The sequence below is a fragment of the Streptomyces collinus genome (genome assembly GCF_031348265.1).
GTDB lineage: Bacteria > Actinomycetota > Actinomycetes > Streptomycetales > Streptomycetaceae > Streptomyces > Streptomyces collinus.
Map to the genome: position 1 here is coordinate 3,245,220 of NZ_CP133771.1, position 19,735 is coordinate 3,264,954.

Sequence of the window (19,735 nt, forward strand, 5' to 3'; positions counted from 1 at the left end):
GTGGACGCTTCACGAACAAGCCGTCATGACACGTTCAACGTTCCCCAAGGGATCCCAACAGGCGCTTGCCCGGAATCGGGCAGAATTCTTGCGAAAGCGCCGCCGGTACCCCAAGATCTAGCGAGTGCACGACGAACTCGTTGATCATCTGACGCGGTCCACCGCCCTCGGGCGGGGCGAGGCGCTGCGCGTGATCCAGGACGTGCTCGCCTACTTCGACGAGACGACCGAGGAGTACGTCCGTCGCCGCCACCGTGAGCTCCAGGCCCAGGGCCTGGTCAACACGGCGATCTTCGAACGGATCGAGGCGGATCTCAAATACCGCGCGGTGGCCCCGCCGGAGCTCTCGCTCCGGCAGCTGCGGCGCATCGTCTACGGCTAGGAATACGTATACATGTGCGGAATCGTCGGTTACATCGGGAAGCGTGACGTCGCGCCCCTCCTCCTGGAGGGCCTCCAGCGGCTGGAGTACCGCGGCTACGACTCCGCGGGCATCGTCGTCACCTCCCCGAAGACGTCCGGCCTGAAGATGGTCAAGGCCAAGGGCCGCGTCCGCGACCTGGAGGCCAAGGTCCCGGCCCGCTTCAAGGGCACCACCGGTATCGCCCACACCCGCTGGGCCACCCACGGCGCCCCGTCCGACGTCAACGCCCACCCGCACATGTCGGCCGACAACAAGGTCGCCGTCGTGCACAACGGCATCATCGACAACGCCTCCGACCTGCGCCGCAAGCTGGAGGCGGACGGCGTCGAGTTCCTCTCCGAGACCGACACCGAGGTCCTCACCCACCTCATCGCCCGCGCGCAGGCGCCCAAGCTGGAGGACAAGGTCCGCGAGACCCTCCGGCTCGTCGAGGGCACGTACGGCATCGCCGTCATGCACGCCGACTTCCCCGACCGGATCGTCGTCGCCCGCAACGGCTCCCCGGTCGTCCTCGGCATCGGCGAGAAGGAGATGTTCGTCGCCTCGGACATCGCCGCGCTGGTCGCCCACACCCGCCAGATCGTCACCCTCGACGACGGCGAGATGGCGACCCTCAAGGCCGACGACTTCCGCACCTACACCACGGAGGGCACCCGCACCACGGCGGAGCCCACCACGGTCGAGTGGGAGGCCGCCTCCTACGACATGGGCGGCCACGACACGTACATGCACAAGGAGATCCACGAGCAGGCCGACGCCGTGGACCGTGTGCTGCGCGGCCGTATCGACGACCGCTTCTCCACCGTGCACCTGGGCGGCCTGAACCTGGACGCCCGCGAGGCCCGGCGGATCCGCCGCGTGAAGATCCTCGGCTGCGGCACCTCGTACCACGCGGGCATGATCGGCGCCCAGATGATCGAGGAGCTGGCGCGCATCCCCGCCGACGCCGAGCCCGCCTCGGAGTTCCGCTACCGCAACGCGGTCGTCGACCCCGACACGCTCTACGTCGCGGTCTCCCAGTCCGGCGAGACCTACGACGTCCTGGCCGCCGTGCAGGAGCTCAAGCGCAAGGGCGCGCGCGTCCTGGGCGTGGTGAACGTGGTCGGCTCGGCGATCGCCCGTGAGGCGGACGGCGGCATCTACGTGCACGCCGGCCCGGAGGTCTGCGTCGTCTCCACCAAGTGCTTCACCAACACCACGGTGGCCTTCGCCCTCCTCGCCCTGCACCTGGGCCGCACCCGTGACCTGTCGGTCCGGGACGGCAAGCGGATCATCGAGGGCCTGCGCAAGCTGCCCGCGCAGATCGCCGAGATCATGGAGCACGAGGACGACGTCAAGAAGCTGGCCCTGCAGTTCGCCGAGGCCCGCTCGATGCTCTTCATCGGCCGCGTCCGGGGCTACCCGGTGGCCCGCGAGGCCTCCCTGAAGCTCAAGGAGGTCTCGTACATCCACGCCGAGGCCTACCCCGCCTCCGAGCTCAAGCACGGTCCGCTGGCCCTGATCGAGCCGGCCCTCCCGACGGTCGCGATCGTCCCCGACGACGACCTGCTGGAGAAGAACCGCGCCGCCATGGAGGAGATCAAGGCCCGCAGCGGCAGGATCCTCGCGGTGGCCCACCAGCCCCAGGAGAAGGCCGACGAGACGATCGTCGTCCCGAAGAACGAGGACGAACTCGACCCCATCCTGATGGGCATCCCCCTCCAACTCCTCGCGTACCACACCGCTCTGGCGCTCGGCCGGGACATCGACAAGCCCCGCAACCTGGCGAAGTCGGTGACGGTTGAGTAGACGCCCTTCGTTTCGCTTGGGGGCGCGGGGCTGTATCGATGTGCGGCTCCGCCGCGTGGGCGCGAACAGCCCCAACGCACCTGCACAGGCCGAACAATGAGGACGGACCCCCACGTGCTGCCACCAAGCACGGGGGGTCCGTTTTCATCGCCGGGAAGCCGCCCAACTCCCCAGCCGGCGCAGCTAACCGGTGGCCGTCACGCCCCGGCCCGCAGCGCGTCGCGGAATCGCCGTGGGCCAGTGCGCCAGCGCCGCGGTCGCCGCGTACCAGGCCACCGCCCCCGCGGCGACGGCGAACCAGCCGCCCACCTTCACGAGCCCGTCGTTGCCGGCGAAACTCGCGATCGCCATGAGCAACAGGGCGACGAAGAACAGCCCGTACACGCCCTGACCGAGCTGGTCCCCGCCCGCGAGCGTCAGGGACAGCGCGACGAGGGCGAACAACAGCAGGAAGAGCCCTGCCTCGTTGCCGGAGGCACTGTCGGACACGGCCCAGGTGAACCACAGCGCCCCGAGCACCGAGAACGCCGTACCACCGGCGGCATCACCCTCCCGGAGGGCCATCAGCCCCGCGACGAAGAGCGCGATGCCGCCCACGTACTGGGCGATTGACACGGCGTCAGCGGCCGACACGCCGTCGATCAGAGCGGTATGCCCCAGCCCGAAGGCCAACAGGGTGATTCCCAGGGCGAGTCGACCGGCCACGGTCGTGATTCCGCTTCCCGCGGAGACGTCTTTGTCCACGGCGGGCTCCCTTCGTGCATGTGCAGTTGTGCGGTGTCCCGTATATGCCCTTCACAAGGGCACAAACACCTCTACGCGTGAGTAGATTGACGCACCGCACAGGGGGAGTTACCGCTCGGGGCAGGTCAGGGGATGACGATGACGGGCCGCTGCGCCCGCTTGGCGAGCCGCCCCGCGACCGAGCCGAAGATGCGCCCCACAAGGCCGTGGGTGGAGCCGACGACGATCGCGTCGGCCTCGTACTCCCGGCCGACCTCTTCGAGTTCGTGGCAGATGTCACCGCCGCGCTCGACCAGGATCCAGGGCACCTCGGCGAGGTAGTCCGCACAGGCCAGTTCCAGACCGAGCACCTCGGTGCGGTGGTCCGGCACGTCCACGAACACGGGCGGCTCGCAGCCGGCCCACACGGTGGTCGGCAGCCGGTTGGCGACGTGCACGATGATCAGGCCCGACCCGGAGCGATGGGCCATGCCGATCGCGTACGCCAGGGCGCGCTCGCTGGACGTGGAGCCGTCGAAGCCGACGACGACCCCGTGCTTGAAGGCGGGGTCGCAGGAATGACGTGGCTCTTCCGCCGCCAGGGGCTCGGCCGCCGTGGGATCGGCGACGGGCCGCTTGCGGTCCGCGGGTTCGAAGAATTCGTGACCGGCCATGGCTGTCTCGGCGTTGTGATCCTTATATGGGGGACAACAGTGTGCGGCGGAGCTGTGTCCGGGAATGGTCTTCCCACCCCCATACCCTCAAGGGTACGGCGGCACGCCTCCTTAGCCCAGATCCCGCTCACGGTGCGTGCGGGTTCCAGGGAGCATGCACGAGGCACCGCCCGTAACGCAATGGTTGCTGCCCTGTACAGGCGGTTTGCACGGGATTCAATGACCGCGGAGGTGATCGGGACAGCCAGTGACCGACGCCGCCGCCACGCGTTGAACCCCGAGAGTCACGCCCCAGGGAGCACGCATGTCCGGACCCCGCACCGCCACCGAGGCGGACCGCGCGACCCCGCCGCCGCGGGACACCGCGACGGATGTGGTTCGCTGGGCTGTCTTCAGCTGCCTGCTCGTCCCGGTGGTGCTCCTCGGTTACGGCACCTCTCTGGCCGGCGCCGCCGGCACGGCCCTCGGTCTGGCGGCCGTCACGGGCGCCTGCCGGGTCCTGCTGCGCCAGTCCGAGCGCGGGGCGGCCCGGCTCGCGGCCGAGGACCGGGCACCCCACCGGGGCCGGCACCACCGCACCGGAACCGGGTCCCACCGTGGCGGACGGCACACCGGAGGAGATACACCGGTCGGCTGACCGGTTTCCGCGCACGCGCACGTCACTTTTCAGCCAACTTCACGCCCCCGTGCATCCCCCGCCCCCACCACCCCCCAACCCGCGTTCGACCTGCACGGAAAGGACCTCAGGGGGTCTGCGCACCCTACGTGGATTGGCCACTGCGACAAGGCGCACTTCCCTGCACGCCCCACGAGTGCAACGCTTCGTGATCGAATGCTTCACGCCAAGTTGCCAAGTCGACAATGCGCCGAGTGCCTAACCGGCCACTTCGGCACGACGGCACACAGTAGATTCGATCTTGACTGTCTACGGCGGGGGACTCGTGCAGGACCGAGGGGAAACGTGCAGGAGCGACACAACCGAGGAGCCGCGACCACCGAGGGGGGCTTAGCAGTATGAGCCACGACTCCACTGCCGCGCCGGAAGCCGCGGCCCGGAAACTTTCCGGGCGACGCCGCAAGGAGATCGTCGCGGTGCTGCTGTTCAGCGGCGGCCCCATCTTCGAGAGTTCCATACCGCTGTCGGTGTTCGGGGTTGACCGCCAGGACGCCGGCGTACCGCGCTACCGACTGCTGGTGTGCGGGGGCGAGGACGGTCCGCTACGGACCACCGGGGGACTCGAACTCACCGCACCACATGGCCTGGAAGCGATCTCGCGCGCGGGCACGGTCGTCGTACCGGCCTGGCGTTCGATCACTTCTCCGCCACCGGAGGAGGCGCTCGACGCGCTGCGCCGCGCCCACGAGGAGGGCGCCCGCATCGTCGGGCTGTGCACCGGCGCCTTCGTCCTGGCGGCGGCGGGCCTGCTGGACGGCCGCCCCGCGACGACACACTGGATGTACGCACCGACGCTGGCCAAGCGCTATCCGTCGGTGCACGTGGACCCGCGCGAGCTGTTCGTCGACGACGGCGACGTACTGACGTCGGCGGGCACGGCCGCGGGCATCGACCTGTGCCTGCACATCGTGCGCACGGACCACGGCAACGAGGCGGCCGGGGCCCTGGCCAGGCGGCTCGTCGTGCCACCGCGCCGCAGCGGCGGGCAGGAGCGCTACCTCGACAGGTCTTTACCGGAGGAGATCGGCGCCGACCCGCTCGCCGAGGTCGTCGCCTGGGCGCTGGAGCACCTCCACGAACAGTTCGACGTGGAGACCCTGGCGGCACGCGCGTACATGAGCCGGCGTACGTTCGACCGCCGCTTCCGCTCGCTGACCGGGAGCGCTCCGCTGCAGTGGCTGATCACACAGCGGGTCCTCCAGGCGCAGCGCCTGCTGGAGACGTCGGACTACTCGGTGGACGAGGTGGCGGGGCGCTGCGGCTTCCGGTCGCCGGTGGCCCTGCGCGGGCACTTCCGCCGCCAGCTGGGATCGTCCCCGGCCGCGTACCGGGCCGCCTACCGCGCCCGGCGCCCGCAGGGCGAGCGGCCCCAGGACACCGAGAGCGCTCCGGGCGGCCCCGGGTCCGGCATGCCGGGCCATCCGGGCCACGCCGGGCACCCGGGCCAGCCCGGACAGGCACCGACCCCGCTCCACCCGGAGCACCCGGTGCCGCTGCAGTCCCGCCGTACGGCGGCGGCGAGCGCGGTCGGCCAGTCGCCGGCCCTGTCGGCGAGCCTGCCCGGGCAGCGCAGCGCGCCCTGATCCGGTAGCGAGGGGCCCGCGGGGAGCACGTCTCCTCGCGGGCCCCTCGGCTTTCCCGGCACGGGCGGCCCGGCCGGTGACGGCGGGCCGTAAGGTTAGACACATGAACGATCGCATGGTGTGGATCGACTGCGAGATGACCGGCCTCTCGCTGTCGGACGACGCGCTCATCGAGGTGGCCGCCCTCGTGACCGACTCCGAGCTGAACGTGCTCGGCGAGGGCGTGGACATCGTCATCCGGCCGCCGGAGCAGGCGCTGGAGACGATGCCGGACGTGGTGCGTCAGATGCACACCGCCTCCGGGCTGCTCGACGAGCTGGCCGCCGGGACCACCCTCAAGGACGCCGAGGACCAGGTCCTGACGTACGTGAGGGAGTTCGTCAAGGAGCCGGGCAAGGCGCCGCTGTGCGGGAACTCCGTCGGCACGGACCGCGGCTTCCTGCTGCGCGACATGCCGGCCCTGGAGAGCTACCTCCACTACCGGATCGTCGATGTGTCGTCGGTCAAGGAGCTGGCCCGCCGCTGGTACCCGCGGGCGTACTTCAACAGCCCGAAGAAGAACGGCAACCACCGTGCGCTCGCCGACATCCGCGAGTCGATCGCGGAGCTGCGGTACTACCGCGAGGCCGTGTTCGTCCCGCAGCCCGGGCCCGACTCGGACACCGCGAAGACGATCGCGGCGAAGCACGTTCTGCCTGCTCAGTAAGGCCGGCAGGGGGCCCGTGGAGGGGCACCGCGAAAGCCGGGCGCGAGCACCCCTTCGGACCCTGTACACTTTTTCTCGGCCGGTCAGGGAAGTCACTGACCTCCAAACCGGTCATGGTGGGTGTAGCTCAGCTGGTAGAGCACCTGGTTGTGGTCCAGGATGCCGCGGGTTCAAGTCCCGTCACTCACCCTGAGTAATCAGCCGGTGGCTTCGGAAGAAGCCACCGGCTGAAGCTTTTTGCGCGCCTCTCCGGGGCGGCGCGGCAGGCTGGCTACCGTCGGCGGCATGGACGGTCGACGCCCGGAATGGCGCGCGTGTGTGCTCAGCGGGGCGGTGTTCGCCGTCTGCATGGCCGGCACCACACTGCCGACACCCCTCTACCCCCTCTACCAGGACAAGTTCGGCTTCTCCGAGCTGACGGTCACCGTGGTGTACGCCCTCTACGCCTTCGCCGTCATCGGTGTGCTGCTGCTGGTCGGCAACGCCTCGGACGCCGTGGGCAGGCGCCCGGTGCTGCTGTGCGGCCTGGGCTTGGCGGCGCTGAGCGCCGTCTGTTTCCTGTGCGCCACCGGCCTCGGCTGGCTCTACGCGGGGCGGCTGCTGTCGGGACTGTCCGCCGGTCTGTTCACCGGCGCCGCCACGGCGTACGTGATGGAGCTGGCGCCCGAGGGCGGCGCCTCCCGGGCCACGTTCGTGGCGACGGCCGCCAACATGGGCGGGCTGGGCTGCGGTCCCCTGCTCTCCGGGCTGCTCGCGCAGTACGCCGCATGGCCGCTGTACCTGCCGTTCATCACCCATATCGCCCTGGTGGCCGTCTCGGCCGCGGTGTTGCTGCGGCTCGCGGAGACGGTGAGGGAGCGGCAACCGCTGCGCACCGTGCGCCCGCAGCGCCCCGCGCTGCCCCCGCAGGTGCGCGCGGTGTTCGGCCCCGCCGCCACGGCCTCCTTCGTCGGGTTCGCCCTGTTCGGGGTGTTCACCTCGGTCAGCCCCGCCTTCCTCACGGAGTCCCTGCACGTGGACGACCACGCCGTGAGCGGGCTGATCGTCGCGCTGGCCTTCTTCTCCTCGACGGCCGGGCAACTGGCGGTCGGCCGGGTCGGTGTACGGCACTCCCTCCCGCTGGGCTGCGCCGGGCTCCTCGCCGGACTGGCGCTGCTCGCCGGCGCGCTGCGGTGGGACCAGATGTCGCTGCTGATCGCCAGCGCGCTCGTCGGCGGAGTCGGCCAGGGGCTGGCGTTTCGCGGTGCCCTCGCCGACGTGGCCGCGGCCTCCCCCGGGCACCGGCGCGCCGCCGTGATCTCGACCCTGTTCGTCGTCGCCTACACGGGCATCTCCGTGCCCGTGATCGGCGTCGGCCTCCTGACCGGTCCGATCGGCCTGGAGGGCGCGGGGCTGGTGTTCATCGGCTGCATGGCCGCCCTGGTCGTGACGGCGGCGGTGTATCTGCTGCGGCGGCCGGAACCGGCTCGGGTTTGAGCGCGTGCGATCGTGGGCCCATGCGTGAGCCGGTGGAACGGGTCGACGAGCAGGACCGGGTACTCGGGGTGGTCGACCGGGACGAGGCGATCCGCAACGGCTGGCCGCACCGGATCGCGACCACCGTGTGCCGTGACCCGCAGGGGCGGGTCCTGGTGCATCGCAGGCCGGAGCACGTGTCGCGGTTTCCGGGGCACTACGACTGGCTGATCGGCGGGGCCGCGGAGGTCGGCGAGTCGTACGAGGAGGCGGCGGCCCGGGAACTGGCCGAGGAACTGGGCGTCCGGACGCGGGTGCGGTTCGTCTTCAAGTTCCTCTGCCGAGGGGCGATCAGCCCCTACTGGCTCGGCGTGCACGAGGCCGTCGTCGCCGAGCCCCTCACCCCCGACCCGTCGGCGATCGCCTGGCACGGCTGGGTCGGCGAGGCGGAGCTCGGGGAGGCACTCCGGACGAAGCTGTTCGTGCCCGACGGCGTGGAGGCCCTGCGGCGCCGCCCCGGCCTCAGCGCACCGAGCGCCGCCAGGCGGCAGCCAACTCCCCCACCCCCGTGAACCGTTCGGCCGGGTCAGGCCGCACGGCCCGGTCCACCACGGCCAGTTGCTCCGCCGTGCCCCGCCAGGCGCGTTCCTCGTCGCCCGCGTCCAGGAGGAGGCGGATGGCGCGGCCCAGGGCGTGGACCGTCGTACGGCCGTCGATGCGGGAGCCGCGCCGCCATTCCTCCGGCGCCATGAAGCGGCGCGAGCCCGGCAGGCGGTCCGCCTCCAGGGTGAACGGGCCCGGGCGGTACTCGTCGAGGTCGATCAGCCGGAGGTCACCGGCGTCGAAGTCGTAGAGGAACGCCCCGTCGTAGAGGTCGACGGCGACGAACCCCGCCGCCTCCACCGCGAGGTGGGCGTCCAGGAGCCGGTCGACGGCGCGCAGGACCGGGGTGACCGGCTGGGCGCGGAAGCGGGCCAGGGGATGGGCCGGGTGTGCGCGGCCGCCGTGGCGGTGCAGGGCCGGGTGGTGGAGGATCTCGCCGGGGCACCAGGGCATCACGACCGCCGGCCCGCCGGAGCGGACGGCGAAGCGGTGGAGCTGGGGGACGACCGCCGGGTGGCGTACCGCGCGGTGGAAGGTCCAGGCCCGGGCGAGCGACCGCCGGGCCGCGGCGGTCGTCGCCTCCTTCACGAACCAGCGTTCGCCGTTCGCCAGCCGGACCCCGTACGACACGCAGCCCGAGTCCTGCTCGCGGAAGGCCCGGAACACCGCACCCACCGTCCGCAGGTACGGCTCGGTCGCGGGCACCTCGGTGGCGTCCAGGAGCGGGTGGTGCGTCACGAAGACGACCGGGACACCAGCTCCGTGGCCAGGACCATCTGCCGGCGCTCCAGGCCCCGGGACGCGAGCGGGCGGCGGTCGGCGACCTCGGTGAGCAGGAGGTCTGTCATCCGGCGGCCCATCTCCTCTATGGGCTGGCGGACGCTGGTCAGCGGCGGTTCCATGTGGCGGGCGATCGCGGAGTCGTCGTAGCCGACGAGCGCCACGTCCTCGGGGATGCGGCGGCCCGCGTCGCGCAGTGCCCGGCGGGCGCCGGATGCGGTGACGTCGGAGGCGGCGAAGACCGCGTCGATGTCGGGGTGGCGCTCCAGCAGGACCGCCATGGCCCGGTGTCCGCCCTCCTCGGTGAAGTCCCCCGCCTCGATCAGCCCCTCCTCCACCCCGAGGCCGGCGTCGCTCATGGCCTCGCGGTAGCCGTCGACACGGCGCTGGGCACCGTAGACGTCGAGGCGGCCGGTGATGTGGGCCACCCGGGTCCGGCCCCGGGACAGCAGATGCTCGACGGCCTGGCGGGCGCCGCCGTAGTTGTCCGAGTCGACCGACGGCAAGGTCTCCGCCGACGAGCGCGGGCCGCTGATCACCGCCGGGATCTCCAGCTGGGCCAGCAGGTCGGGCAGCGGGTCGTCCGCGTGCACCGAGACCAGCAGGACGCCGTCCACGCGGTGGGCCGCCAGGTACTGGGCGAGGCGGGCGCGTTCGCGGTCACTGCCCGCGAAGATGAGCAGCAGCTGCATCTCCGTGTCGGACAGCGCGGCCCCGACGCCCTTCAGCATGTCCGAGAAGTACGGCTCCGCGAAGAACCGGGTCTCCGGCTCGGGCACGACCAGGGCGATCGCGTCCGTGCGGTTGGCGGCCAGCGCGCGGGCCGCGGTGTTGGGGACGTAGCCGAGCTCGGCGACCGCCGCCTCGACGGCCGCGCGGGTCGCGTCGCTGACCCGGGGCGAGCCGTTGATCACCCGCGAGACGGTGCCGCGGCCGACACCGGCGCGCGCCGCCACCTCTTCAAGGGTGGGCCGGCCACCACTTCGGCCCCGCGCTCCGTGGGTTGCCATGGGCTCCGCCTTCCCGTCCACGCCCGCACTCTGCGACTGGCCTGGAATTTAACAGGCTCGTCAGCCCTGTGATGGCCGCCGAGGGCTCAACGCCCCCGGCCTTCCGCTTCGGCCGGGGGAACCGGTACGAGCGGCGTCCGAACCGGCTTGATATCGCTGTCCCGGGCCTCAATCGGGCCCGTTCCGGGTCCAGTTAACAGCCCTATAACTGAACGCATCTCCCGCTGTCCGGTCCCTTGACACCCCCGCCGCGACCGGGGACTCTTCAACACATCACCGGTGGGAGCGCTCCCACACTACCTGACACATACACAACCCGCACGTTCCCCGCCCGAGCCTTTAGCGCGTAAAACGGTCCGACGATGCAGTTGGCCGGGGGGTCGGCACGTCAGGGCAACAGGAGGACGACATGCGAGCACGCATCCGAACCGCCCGCAAGGCGATGGTCGTCGCGGCCGTCGCGTCGCTGGGCGCCGGGCTGCTGGCCGGCTGTGCCGACGACGGCGGAAACGGCGGCTCCGACTCGTCGGACGGCGACAGCGGCGGCAAGACCACGATCTCGGTGGGCCTCTTCGGCACCATGGGCTTCAAGGAAGCCGGTCTCTACGCCGAGTACGAGAAGCTCAACCCGAAGATCAAGATCGAGCAGAACGTCGTCGAGCGCAACGAGAACTACTACCCGGCGCTGCTGAACCACCTGACCACCAACAGCGGCCTGCTGGACGTCCAGGCCGTCGAGGTGGCCAACATCGCCGAGGTGACGGCCACCCAGGCCGACAAGCTCGAGGACATGTCGAAGGCTCCGGGCGTGGACAAGAGCAAGTGGCTGCCCTGGAAGTGGCAGCAGGCCACCACCAAGGACGGCAAGACGATCGGCCTCGGCACCGACGTCGGCCCGATGGCGATCTGCTACCGCACGGACCTCTTCAAGCAGGCCGGTCTGCCCACCGACCCGGCCGAGGTCGGCAAGCTGTGGGCCGGTGACTGGGCCAAGCTCGTCGACGTCGGCGAGCGGTACAAGTCGAAGGCCCCCAAGGGCACGTTCTTCATGGACTCCCCCGGCGGCCTGATCAACGCGATCCTCGGCAGCGAGAAGGAGAAGTTCTACGACTCCTCCGGCGAGGTCATCTACAAGACGAACCCGGCCGTCAAGGCCGCCTTCGACCTGACCGCGGAGGCCGCCGAGAAGGGCCTCGTCCAGTCGCAGACCCAGTTCCAGCCGTCCTGGAACTCCACGATCGCCAACAACAAGTTCGCCGCGATCGCCTGCCCGCCGTGGATGCTGGGCACGATCAAGGGCAACGCGAAGCCCGACGCCGCCGGCAAGTGGGCCGTGGCCGTCGCGCCGAAGGGCGGCAACTGGGGCGGCACCTTCCTCACCGTGCCGAAGAGCGGCAAGAACGTGAAGGAAGCCCAGAAGTTCGTGACCTGGCTGACCGCGCCGGAGCAGCAGGCGAAGCTGTTCAAGGTGCAGGCCAGCTTCCCGAGCGCCCCGTCCGCCTACACCATGCCCGAAGTGACGGGCGCGACGAACGAGATGACCGGTGGCCAGAAGATCGGTCCGATCTTCGCCGAGGCCGCCAAGGCCGCCCCGGTCCAGGTGATCGGCCCGAAGGACCAGATCATCATGCAGGGCCTGTCGGACAACGGCGTGATCCTGGTGACGAAGGGCAAGTCCGCCAAGGACGCCTGGGAGTCCGCGATCAAGACCATCGACAACAAGCTGGACCAGTGACCCGAATGGCCACCCGCAACGACACCGCCGCGCTCCCCGTGAAGGGGGGCGCGGCCCCGGGCCGCCCGCCCGAGGACGCCGCCGCGGAGAAGGAGCGGCGCCGCCGGGACCGGCTGTCCCGGCGCTGGCAGCGGGACATCCGCTGGAGCCCGTACGCGTTCGTGTCGCCGTTCTTCCTGCTGTTCGTCGCGTTCGGCCTGTTCCCGCTGATCTACACGGGCTGGGCCTCGCTGCACCAGGTGGAGCTGACCGCGCCGACCGACATGAACTGGGTCGGGCTGCGCAACTACACCCGGATCTTCGACGACGACTTCTTCTGGAACGCGGCGAAGAACACCCTGACCATCGGCATCATCTCCACCGTTCCGCAGCTGCTGATGGCGATGGGCATCGCCCACATCCTCAACTACAAGCTGCGCGCCTCGACGTTCTTCCGGGTCGCGATGCTCGCGCCGTACGCGACGTCGATCGCCGCCGCCTCGCTGGTGTTCGTGCTGCTCTTCGGCCGCGACTACGGCATGATCAACTGGGCGCTCGACACGGTCGGCATCAACCCGGTCGACTGGCAGAACGACAAGTGGCCCTCGCAGATCGCCGTCTCGTCGATCATCATCTGGCGCTGGACCGGCTACAACGCGCTGATCTACCTGGCCGCGATGCAGGCGATCCCGCACGATCTGTACGAGTCGGCCGCCCTGGACGGGGCCAACCGCTGGCAGCAGTTCATCCATGTGACGCTGCCGGCGCTGCGTCCGACGATCCTGTTCACCGTTGTCGTGTCGACGATCGGGGCGAGCCAGGTCTTCGGTGAGCCACTGCTGTTCGACGCCAACAAGGGCACCTCCGGCGGCGCGGAGCACCAGTTCCAGACGCTGGGCCTGTATCTGTACGAGCAGGGCTGGGTCGCCCAGCACCTGGGCCGGGCCTCGGCGATCGCGTGGACGATGTTCCTGATCCTGATCGTCATCGGCATCGTCAACTACGTCATCTCGCGCCGGCTGCGCGCCAGTAGTTAAGGAGTGTGGCCGTGACGACGACTGTGACGCCCCCGGAGACCAAGCCCGTCGAGAAGACCAGGCGCCCCCGGCTGCCGAAGTCCGCGCGGGCCGGCGGGCAGCTGCACGGTGGCCCCATCGCGTACGCGATCCTCATCGTGTTCACGCTCGTTTCGCTGTTCCCGCTGGTGTGGACGGCGATCGCCGCCTCGCGTGACAACCAGCGGCTCGCGCAGACGCCGCCGCCGTTCTGGTTCGGCTCGGGTCTGTTCGACAAGCTGGAGATCGCCTGGAAGGACGCCAACCTGGGCGAGGCGTTCTTCAACACCACGATCGTGGCGGGCACTTCGGCTCTGACCATCGTCTTCATGTCGACGATCGCCGGTTTCGCCTTCGCCAAGCTGCGGTTCAGGGGCCGCGGCGCCCTGATGCTGATCGTGATCGGCACGATGATGGTGCCGCCGCAGCTGAGTGTGATCCCGCTGTACATGATGGTCGCCAAGCTCGACTGGACCGACCAGTTGCAGGCGGTGATCCTGCCGTCGCTGGTGAGCGCGTTCGGCGTGTTCTTCATGCGCCAGTACCTGATCCAGGCTCTGCCGGACGAGATCATCGAGGCGGCCCGGGTGGACGGCGCGAGCAGCTGGCGGGTGGTGTGGCACGTGGTGTTCCCGGCGGCCCGGCCCGCGATGGCCGTGCTCGGGATGCTGACGTTCGTGCAGACCTGGAACGACTTCATGTGGCCGTTCCTGGTGCTGACCCAGATGGGCAACCCGACCGTGCAGGTCGCGGTCGCGGGTCTGGGCCGCGGTTACACCCCCGACCAGTCCCTGATCATGGCGGGCGCGCTGCTGGGCACGCTGCCGCTGCTGCTGGTCTTCGCGATCTTCGGCAAGCAGATCGTGGGCGGCATCATGCAGGGCGCCGTCAAGGGCTGATCGTTCCGCCCGGGGGCCGGGTCAGCGCCGCTCCGGCCCCTCTTCTCTCCTCCCCTCCCCCTCCGACATCGGTCTCCTCGACCCCCTTTGGGAGCGCTTCCATGCCTGACTCCGAGAACCCGGCCACTGCGGTGACCTTCCCGCCCGCCTTCCTGTGGGGCGCGGCGACGTCCGCGTACCAGATCGAGGGCGCGGTGCGGGAGGACGGCCGTACGCCGTCGATCTGGGACACCTTCAGCCATACGCCGGGCAAGACGGCCGGTGGTGAGACCGGTGACATCGCTGTCGACCACTACCACCGCTACCGCGACGACGTGGCGCTGATGGCGGAGCTGGGCCTGGGCGCCTACCGCTTCTCCATCTCGTGGTCGCGGGTGCAGCCGACCGGCCGGGGCCCGGCCGTGCAGAAGGGCCTGGACTTCTACCGGCGGCTGGTGGACGAGCTGCTGTCCAAGGGCATCAAGCCGGCCGTGACCCTCTACCACTGGGACCTGCCGCAGGAGCTGGAGGACGCGGGCGGCTGGCCGGAGCGTGACACGGCGTACCGGTTCGCGGAGTACGCGCAGATCGTCGGCGAGGCGCTGGGCGACCGGGTGGAGCAGTGGATCACGCTCAACGAGCCGTGGTGCAGCGCGTTCCTGGGTTATGCCTCCGGGGTGCACGCCCCGGGCCGTACGGACCCGGTGGCCTCGCTGCGCGCCGCGCACCACTTGAACCTGGCGCACGGGCTGGGCGCGTCCGCGCTGCGGTCGGCGATGCCGGCCCGCAACACGGTGGCGGTCAGCCTCAACTCCTCGGTGGTGCGGCCGCTTTCGCAGGACCCGGCGGATCTGGACGCGGCCCGCAGGATCGACGACCTGGCCAACGGTGTGTTCCACGGGCCGATGCTGCACGGTGCCTACCCGGAGTCGCTGTACGTGGCGACGGCGTCCCTCACGGACTGGGACTTCGTCCTCGGCGGCGACCTGGAGCTGATCAACCAGCCGCTGGACGCGCTGGGCCTCAACTACTACACGCCCTCGCTGGTCTCGGCGGCGGACGCGTCGGCGAAGGCGCCGCGCGCCGACGGCCACGGGGCGAGCGACCACTCGCCGTGGCCGGCCGCGGACGACATCGCCTTCCACCAGACGCCCGGCGACCGCACCGAGATGGGCTGGACGATCGACCCGACCGGCCTGCACGAGCTGATCATGCGCTATACCCGGGAGGCCCCGGGCCTTCCGCTGTACATCACGGAGAACGGCGCGGCCTACGACGACAAGATCGACTCCGACGGCCGGGTGCACGACCCGGAGCGGGTGGCCTACCTGCACGGCCACCTGTCGGCGGTCCGCCGGGCGATCGACGACGGCGCGGACGTCCGCGGCTACTACCTGTGGTCCCTGATGGACAACTTCGAGTGGTCCTACGGCTACGGCAAGCGCTTCGGCGCGGTGTACGTGGACTACGCGACGCTGGAACGCACGCCGAAGACGAGCGCCCGGTGGTACGGCCGGGCGGCGCGGACCGGGGCCCTGCCCGAGGCCGAGGCGGTCTGACCGACGGGGGACGGGGGCGGGGCGCGGCACGATTAGGGGAGTGCCGCGCCCCTCCGTCCCCGGCGGCTGTCATGACTCGCCGGAGGCATCACACAGGGCGATATATAATCGGCAGCATCTTTGATATACGAGGAGGTGTCATCGATGAGCCGCACAGTGATCGATCTCGACGACGATCTGCTCGCCGACGTCGCCAAGGCACTCGGCACGAGCACGAAGAGGGAGACCGTCAACACCGCCCTGCGCGAAGTGCTGGACAACCGCCGACGGGCACTGGCTCTCACACGCCTGCGTACCGCGGCCACCGACGGCGCTTTCGACCTCGATCTTTTCGAGGACAAGGGGAATTACCGGCGGTGAACGCGGCGCAGTTCCTGATCGACACCAGTGCGCTCGCCCGGTTCCTGCGGCGCGATGCCGAGCAGTACGGCTGGGACCAGGCCGCGGCGGCCGGACTCATCGCGACCTCTCCGATCACCGAGTTCGAGTTCTTCTACAGTGCGCGGTCCGCCCAGGACCGTGCCCGGGGGATCGAGGACCTGCGGCTGATCTTCGGGTGGGTACCCGTCGACGACCGTGCCTACGACCGCGCTTGGCGGGTCCAGGAGGCACTGACCAAGCGCGGACAGCATCGCAGCGCAGGGCCGGTGGACCTGGTCGTGGCCGCGACCGCCGAGTTGCAGGGGCTCACTCTCCTGCACCGCGATCGCGACTTCGAGTGCATCGCTTCCGTGACCGGCCAGGCCCTTCAGTGGTACGGCCCGGAAGACGGCAAGTGACGGGGCAGATCATCGGGTGACGCCTTCGAAGAGCCGGCGGGTCGTGTCCACGCCCCACCGGTCCAGGGACAGCAGGCGGTCGCTGGAGGCCATCAGGCCTGCGGTGGACTCCACATGGGCCGCCCACCGTTCGCGGGTCTCGACCGCCGGGCGGGCCATCAGGCAGTCCGGGTCGTTGGTCCAGAGGCGTTTGTGCTGCCACTGGCGGGCCGCTCCCGTGAACTCGGCCGGGTCCTGGCCGGGTTGGCTGTAGTCGTCGGCCTCGGGGCGGCGGTGGGGTGCCGTGTCCGGGCTGACGCGCATGGCGTCGAACAGGCCGATGGAGGGGAGCATCGGGGCGCCGCAGCCCAGGAGGTAGGCGTCCTCGCCGATCGCCTCGCGGATCAGGGCGATGCCGGCGCGGTAGGCCGTGAGGGCGTCGGTGTCCGCGTGGCGTACGCCGTCCAGGGCGCCCGCGTAGAGGAAGTCGGTCTTGAAGTAGTCGTAGCCCTCGGCGCGCAGGGTCGTGAAGACGTCGGTCAGGTACGCGGCGGCGTCCGGGTGGGTGGTGTCCAGGACGCGCAGGTCGTGGCCCCAGTTGCGGCCGGCGTGCGCGAAGCCGCCGGCGGTGTCGCGGACCAGCCAGTCGGGGTGGGCGGCGGCCAGGTCGCTCGCCGGGTCGACGAGGAACGGGGCCGCCCAGATACCGGCGCGGCGGCCGCGGGAGCGGATCTTCTCGGCGATGCCGGCGCGGGAGCGGAAGCGGCCGGAGAGGGTGAGCCAGTCGCCGAGGGCGCGCTGGTAGCCGTCGTCGATCTGGACGACGTCGACGGGCAGGTCGAGGGTGTCCATCGCGCGGAGGTTCTCGTGGATGTCGTCCTCGGTGACGGCCGTGAAGTACTCGTACCAGGAGCACCAGACGGTCGGTGCCGGGCGGGGGGCGTCGAGGCCGAGGCCGGTGGCCCACTCGCCCAAAACCGACGGGATGTCCGGGCCGGTCCACTCCTTCACCGGCCCGTCGGCGCTGATCTCGGCGACCCGGCCGTCCCCGCTGACCAGCCGGATCGACGGCACCTCACGCGTCGGCTCGGCAGCGGCCCAGAGGCGGGCCGGTGAGCCGTCGCCGGGGTCGAGGGCGAGCAGGCCCTCGCCCTGGAAGGTGCCGGCGGGGACGGTGACGCCGGGGCGGTAGCAGACCGTGGCCCAGTTGGCGTTGGCCGGGCGATGGGGGCGCCCCCTGCCCGCGCGAAGCCGAGAGCTGGGGGGAGGCGTCGCGTCGAGGGCGTAGGCGCCGCTGGGGCTCCAGGACTGCCAGCCCTCCTCGTGGACGAGCGCCTTGCGGGGATCGACCGGCACGGAGGCGACCGGGGTGAAGGGGTGGTGCACGGGGTTCTCTTTCGGGGAGCGGGCGTCAGCCCTTGTTGGCGCCCAGGGTGAGGCCGCTGACGAACTGGCGCTGGAGCGCGAAGTAGACGATCAGGGTGGGGATCGCGGTGAGCAGGGCGCCGGCGGCGACCAGGTTGGGGTCGGTGAAGTACTGGCCGGAGAGGTTGTTCAGCGCCGAGGTGATCGGCATGTTCTCGCCGGTGGAGATCAGCACGATCGCCCAGAAGAAGTCGTTGTAGATCCAGATGGAGAGCAGGGTGGCCAGGGCCGCCATCGCCGGCTTGCACAGCGGCAGCACGATCTGCCAGTACAGCCGCCACACGGAGGCGCCGTCGACCAGGGCGGCCTCGGTCAGCTCGTGCGGCAGCGAGCGCATGTAGTTGCTCAGCACGAACGCGCAGAACCCGGACTGGAACGCCACGTGGATCAGCACCAGGCCGAGCGCGGAGTCGTACAGCTTGCCGCTCATGGTGATGCCGGGCAGGTCGATCAGCAGGTACAGCCGGTACAGCGGGGTGATGATCACCTGCTGGGGCAGCAGGTTGCCGGCCGTGAACACCAGCAGCAGGAACAGGTTGACCCGGAAGTCGAAGCGGCTGACGTAGAAGGCGACCATCGACGACAGCAGCAGCGTCAGCAGCACCGCCGGGACCGCGATCAGCAGCGTGTTCCCGAAGTAGTGCAGCATGTCCGACTGCTGGAAGGCGTTGGTGAAATTGTCGAAGGTGAGCTGGTCGGGCCAGGAGACATAGCCCTTGTCGCTGGTCTCCGCGTACGGCCGCATCGCCGCGAGCAGGGCCCACAGCAGGGGCGCCAGCCAGGCCAGGGCCGTGACGACGAGGAAGGTGTGCAGCAGGATCCGGGCGGGGCGGATCGGGGTGCGCTGCCTGCGCGGGGCGCCAGAGTTCAAAGGGGCGGCGCGAAGCGCCACGTTCAGGGCGGTGGTGGGCGACGGGTGGGAGCTCATGCGCGCCGCTCCTTCCGGAAGGTGGCGATCAGATACGGGATGATCACCGCGAGGGAGATCACCAGCAGGACGACGGCGATCGCGGAGCCGTATCCGATCCGGCTGGACTCGCCGATGATGTTGTTCGTCACCAGGATCGACAGCAGTTCGGTGCCCTGGGCGCCCTTGTTGAAGACGAAGACCAGGTCGAACGCGCGCAGCGCCTCGATGATCGTCACGACCAGCACGACGGTGTTCGTGGGCCGCAGGGTCGGGAACACCACGTTCTTGAACGTCTGCCACTCGCCCGCGCCGTCCAGGGCGGAGGCCTCGCGCAGGGCGGGATCGACGCTCTTCAGGCCGGCCAGGTAGAGGATCATCATGTAGCCGGTGTGGCGCCAGGACGCGGCGACGAGCACGGCCCACAGGTTGAGGTCCGGGTCGCCGATCCAGTCGATGTAGTGGCCGGGCTTGTTGGCGCCGATGATGCTGTTGATCAGGCCCGTGTCGGGGTTGTAGATCAGCTGCCAGACGAACCCGACGACCGCCAGCGACATCACGACCGGCAGGAAGAACGCGGTCTGGTAGACGCGGCTGAAGCGGATCTTCTTGTCGAGCTGCACGGCCAGGAACAGGCCGAAGGGCGTGGGCAGCAGGATGAGCACCACGAACCAGATCACGTTGTGCTCGACGGCGGGCCAGAACTGCGGGTTGCTGGTGAACAGCTCCCTGAAGTTCTGCAGGCCGACCCATGTGATGGAGTCGAAGCCGATGCCGTCCCAGGTGGTGAAGGCCAGCGCGATCGAGGCCAGCGCCGTCAGCCACACCAGGGCGACGTGCAGGATCGTGGGCAGGCCCGCCATCAGGCCGAGCGTGAGACGGTCGCGGCGGGTGAGCAGACGCCGGTGGCCGTGGGGCGCCTTGGCGGGCGCGGGTGTGGGGGCGGGCCCCGGAGCCGGCGGGGTGGCCGGCTCCGGGGCCTTCGCGGAGGTGGCAGTCATGTCGGATCCGAGTCGT

General features: G+C 70.3%; 20 protein-coding genes and 1 tRNA gene. 14 read left to right on the plus strand and 7 right to left on the minus strand.

Features of this window, described 5'->3' with window-relative positions; genetic code table 11:
• Nucleotides 1-124 precede the first annotated feature (124 nt).
• Both RFN52_RS14560 and glmS read left to right on the plus strand, forming a co-directional pair.
• Nucleotides 125-382, plus strand: coding sequence for a hypothetical protein (locus RFN52_RS14560; RefSeq protein WP_184846673.1), 258 nt, complete (start codon nucleotides 125-127; stop codon nucleotides 380-382).
• Between the two features lie 12 nt (nucleotides 383-394).
• Nucleotides 395-2,212, plus strand: coding sequence for a glutamine--fructose-6-phosphate transaminase (isomerizing) (gene glmS, locus RFN52_RS14565; protein ID WP_031102631.1), 1,818 nt, complete (start codon nucleotides 395-397; stop codon nucleotides 2,210-2,212).
• Nucleotides 2,213-2,395: 183 nt separating this feature from the next.
• Here glmS and RFN52_RS14570 read toward each other — a convergent pair whose 3' ends face one another.
• A complete protein-coding gene (locus RFN52_RS14570) occupies nucleotides 2,396-2,956 on the minus strand; it encodes a GPR1/FUN34/YaaH family transporter (RefSeq protein WP_184846675.1) in 561 nt (186 codons plus the stop codon).
• A 125-nt stretch (nucleotides 2,957-3,081) separates the two neighbouring features.
• Nucleotides 3,082-3,609, minus strand: coding sequence for a universal stress protein (locus tag RFN52_RS14575; RefSeq protein ID WP_062927012.1), 528 nt, complete (start codon nucleotides 3,607-3,609; stop codon nucleotides 3,082-3,084).
• 304 nt (nucleotides 3,610-3,913) lie between these two features.
• On the opposite strand from RFN52_RS14575, the gene RFN52_RS14580 reads away from it, so the two are divergent.
• From RFN52_RS14580 to RFN52_RS14605, 6 genes are all read left to right on the plus strand, one after another.
• Nucleotides 3,914-4,246: a hypothetical protein gene (locus RFN52_RS14580; RefSeq protein WP_184846677.1), complete on the plus strand. Its 333-nt coding sequence runs from the start codon at nucleotides 3,914-3,916 to the stop codon at nucleotides 4,244-4,246.
• Nucleotides 4,247-4,623: 377 nt separating this feature from the next.
• Nucleotides 4,624-5,868: a helix-turn-helix domain-containing protein gene (locus RFN52_RS14585; RefSeq protein WP_184846679.1), complete on the plus strand. Its 1,245-nt coding sequence runs from the start codon at nucleotides 4,624-4,626 to the stop codon at nucleotides 5,866-5,868.
• A 103-nt stretch (nucleotides 5,869-5,971) separates the two neighbouring features.
• The gene (gene orn, locus RFN52_RS14590) at nucleotides 5,972-6,574 is read left to right on the plus strand and encodes an oligoribonuclease (RefSeq protein WP_184846681.1); all 603 of its coding nucleotides are present in this window, start codon (nucleotides 5,972-5,974) and stop codon (nucleotides 6,572-6,574) included.
• A 116-nt stretch (nucleotides 6,575-6,690) separates the two neighbouring features.
• Nucleotides 6,691-6,763: transfer RNA gene (locus tag RFN52_RS14595), tRNA-His, on the plus strand.
• A gap of 96 nt (nucleotides 6,764-6,859) precedes the next feature.
• Entirely contained in the window at nucleotides 6,860-8,050 is a 1,191-nt protein-coding gene (locus RFN52_RS14600) for an MFS transporter (RefSeq protein WP_184846683.1), read from the plus strand.
• A 20-nt stretch (nucleotides 8,051-8,070) separates the two neighbouring features.
• Complete coding sequence (locus RFN52_RS14605) at nucleotides 8,071-8,601, plus strand: NUDIX hydrolase (protein ID WP_184846685.1); 531 nt, start codon at nucleotides 8,071-8,073, stop codon at nucleotides 8,599-8,601.
• On the opposite strand, the gene RFN52_RS14610 is transcribed toward RFN52_RS14605, so the two are convergent.
• Together RFN52_RS14610 and RFN52_RS14615 are read right to left on the minus strand one after the other, a co-directional pair.
• A complete protein-coding gene (locus RFN52_RS14610) occupies nucleotides 8,552-9,370 on the minus strand; it encodes a serine/threonine-protein kinase (protein WP_184846687.1) in 819 nt (272 codons plus the stop codon). The genes RFN52_RS14605 and RFN52_RS14610 overlap by 50 nt on opposite strands.
• Complete coding sequence (locus RFN52_RS14615; protein WP_184846689.1) at nucleotides 9,367-10,422, minus strand: LacI family DNA-binding transcriptional regulator; 1,056 nt, start codon at nucleotides 10,420-10,422, stop codon at nucleotides 9,367-9,369. The genes RFN52_RS14610 and RFN52_RS14615 overlap by 4 nt, the downstream gene beginning before the upstream one ends.
• Before the next feature lie 409 nt (nucleotides 10,423-10,831).
• Between RFN52_RS14615 and RFN52_RS14620 the strand changes: the two genes are divergently transcribed.
• From RFN52_RS14620 to RFN52_RS14645, 6 genes are all read left to right on the plus strand, one after another.
• Nucleotides 10,832-12,157 (plus strand): ABC transporter substrate-binding protein, encoded by a 1,326-nt coding sequence (locus RFN52_RS14620; protein ID WP_184846691.1) that lies wholly within the window; start codon nucleotides 10,832-10,834, stop codon nucleotides 12,155-12,157.
• Nucleotides 12,158-12,162: 5 nt separating this feature from the next.
• Nucleotides 12,163-13,173 carry a carbohydrate ABC transporter permease gene (locus tag RFN52_RS14625; protein WP_184853894.1) on the plus strand — a complete coding sequence of 337 codons (1,011 nt, stop codon included), beginning with the start codon at nucleotides 12,163-12,165 and terminating at the stop codon, nucleotides 13,171-13,173.
• Between the two features lie 11 nt (nucleotides 13,174-13,184).
• Nucleotides 13,185-14,090: a carbohydrate ABC transporter permease gene (locus RFN52_RS14630; RefSeq protein WP_184846693.1), complete on the plus strand. Its 906-nt coding sequence runs from the start codon at nucleotides 13,185-13,187 to the stop codon at nucleotides 14,088-14,090.
• 101 nt (nucleotides 14,091-14,191) lie between these two features.
• Entirely contained in the window at nucleotides 14,192-15,628 is a 1,437-nt protein-coding gene (locus RFN52_RS14635; RefSeq protein WP_184846695.1) for a GH1 family beta-glucosidase, read from the plus strand.
• 144 nt (nucleotides 15,629-15,772) lie between these two features.
• Nucleotides 15,773-15,988, plus strand: a complete 216-nt coding sequence (locus RFN52_RS14640) for a type II toxin-antitoxin system VapB family antitoxin (protein WP_184846697.1) — start codon at nucleotides 15,773-15,775, stop codon at nucleotides 15,986-15,988.
• Nucleotides 15,985-16,407 (plus strand): PIN domain nuclease, encoded by a 423-nt coding sequence (locus RFN52_RS14645; protein WP_184846699.1) that lies wholly within the window; start codon nucleotides 15,985-15,987, stop codon nucleotides 16,405-16,407. Before RFN52_RS14640 ends, RFN52_RS14645 begins: the two co-directional genes overlap by 4 nt.
• A 9-nt stretch (nucleotides 16,408-16,416) precedes the next feature.
• Here RFN52_RS14645 and RFN52_RS14650 read toward each other — a convergent pair whose 3' ends face one another.
• Genes RFN52_RS14650 through RFN52_RS14660 form a run of 3 tightly spaced genes read right to left on the minus strand, consistent with a single transcriptional unit; the run spans nucleotide 16,417 to nucleotide 19,719 of the window.
• Nucleotides 16,417-17,772 (minus strand): glycoside hydrolase family 36 protein, encoded by a 1,356-nt coding sequence (locus RFN52_RS14650; RefSeq protein ID WP_184846701.1) that lies wholly within the window; start codon nucleotides 17,770-17,772, stop codon nucleotides 16,417-16,419.
• A 25-nt stretch (nucleotides 17,773-17,797) separates the two neighbouring features.
• Nucleotides 17,798-18,739: a carbohydrate ABC transporter permease gene (locus RFN52_RS14655; protein WP_229856311.1), complete on the minus strand. Its 942-nt coding sequence runs from the start codon at nucleotides 18,737-18,739 to the stop codon at nucleotides 17,798-17,800.
• On the minus strand, nucleotides 18,736-19,719 hold the full coding sequence (locus RFN52_RS14660; protein ID WP_184846703.1) for a carbohydrate ABC transporter permease: 984 nt from the start codon (nucleotides 19,717-19,719) through the stop codon (nucleotides 18,736-18,738). Before RFN52_RS14660 ends, RFN52_RS14655 begins: the two co-directional genes overlap by 4 nt.
• Nucleotides 19,720-19,735: the final 16 nt, after the last annotated feature.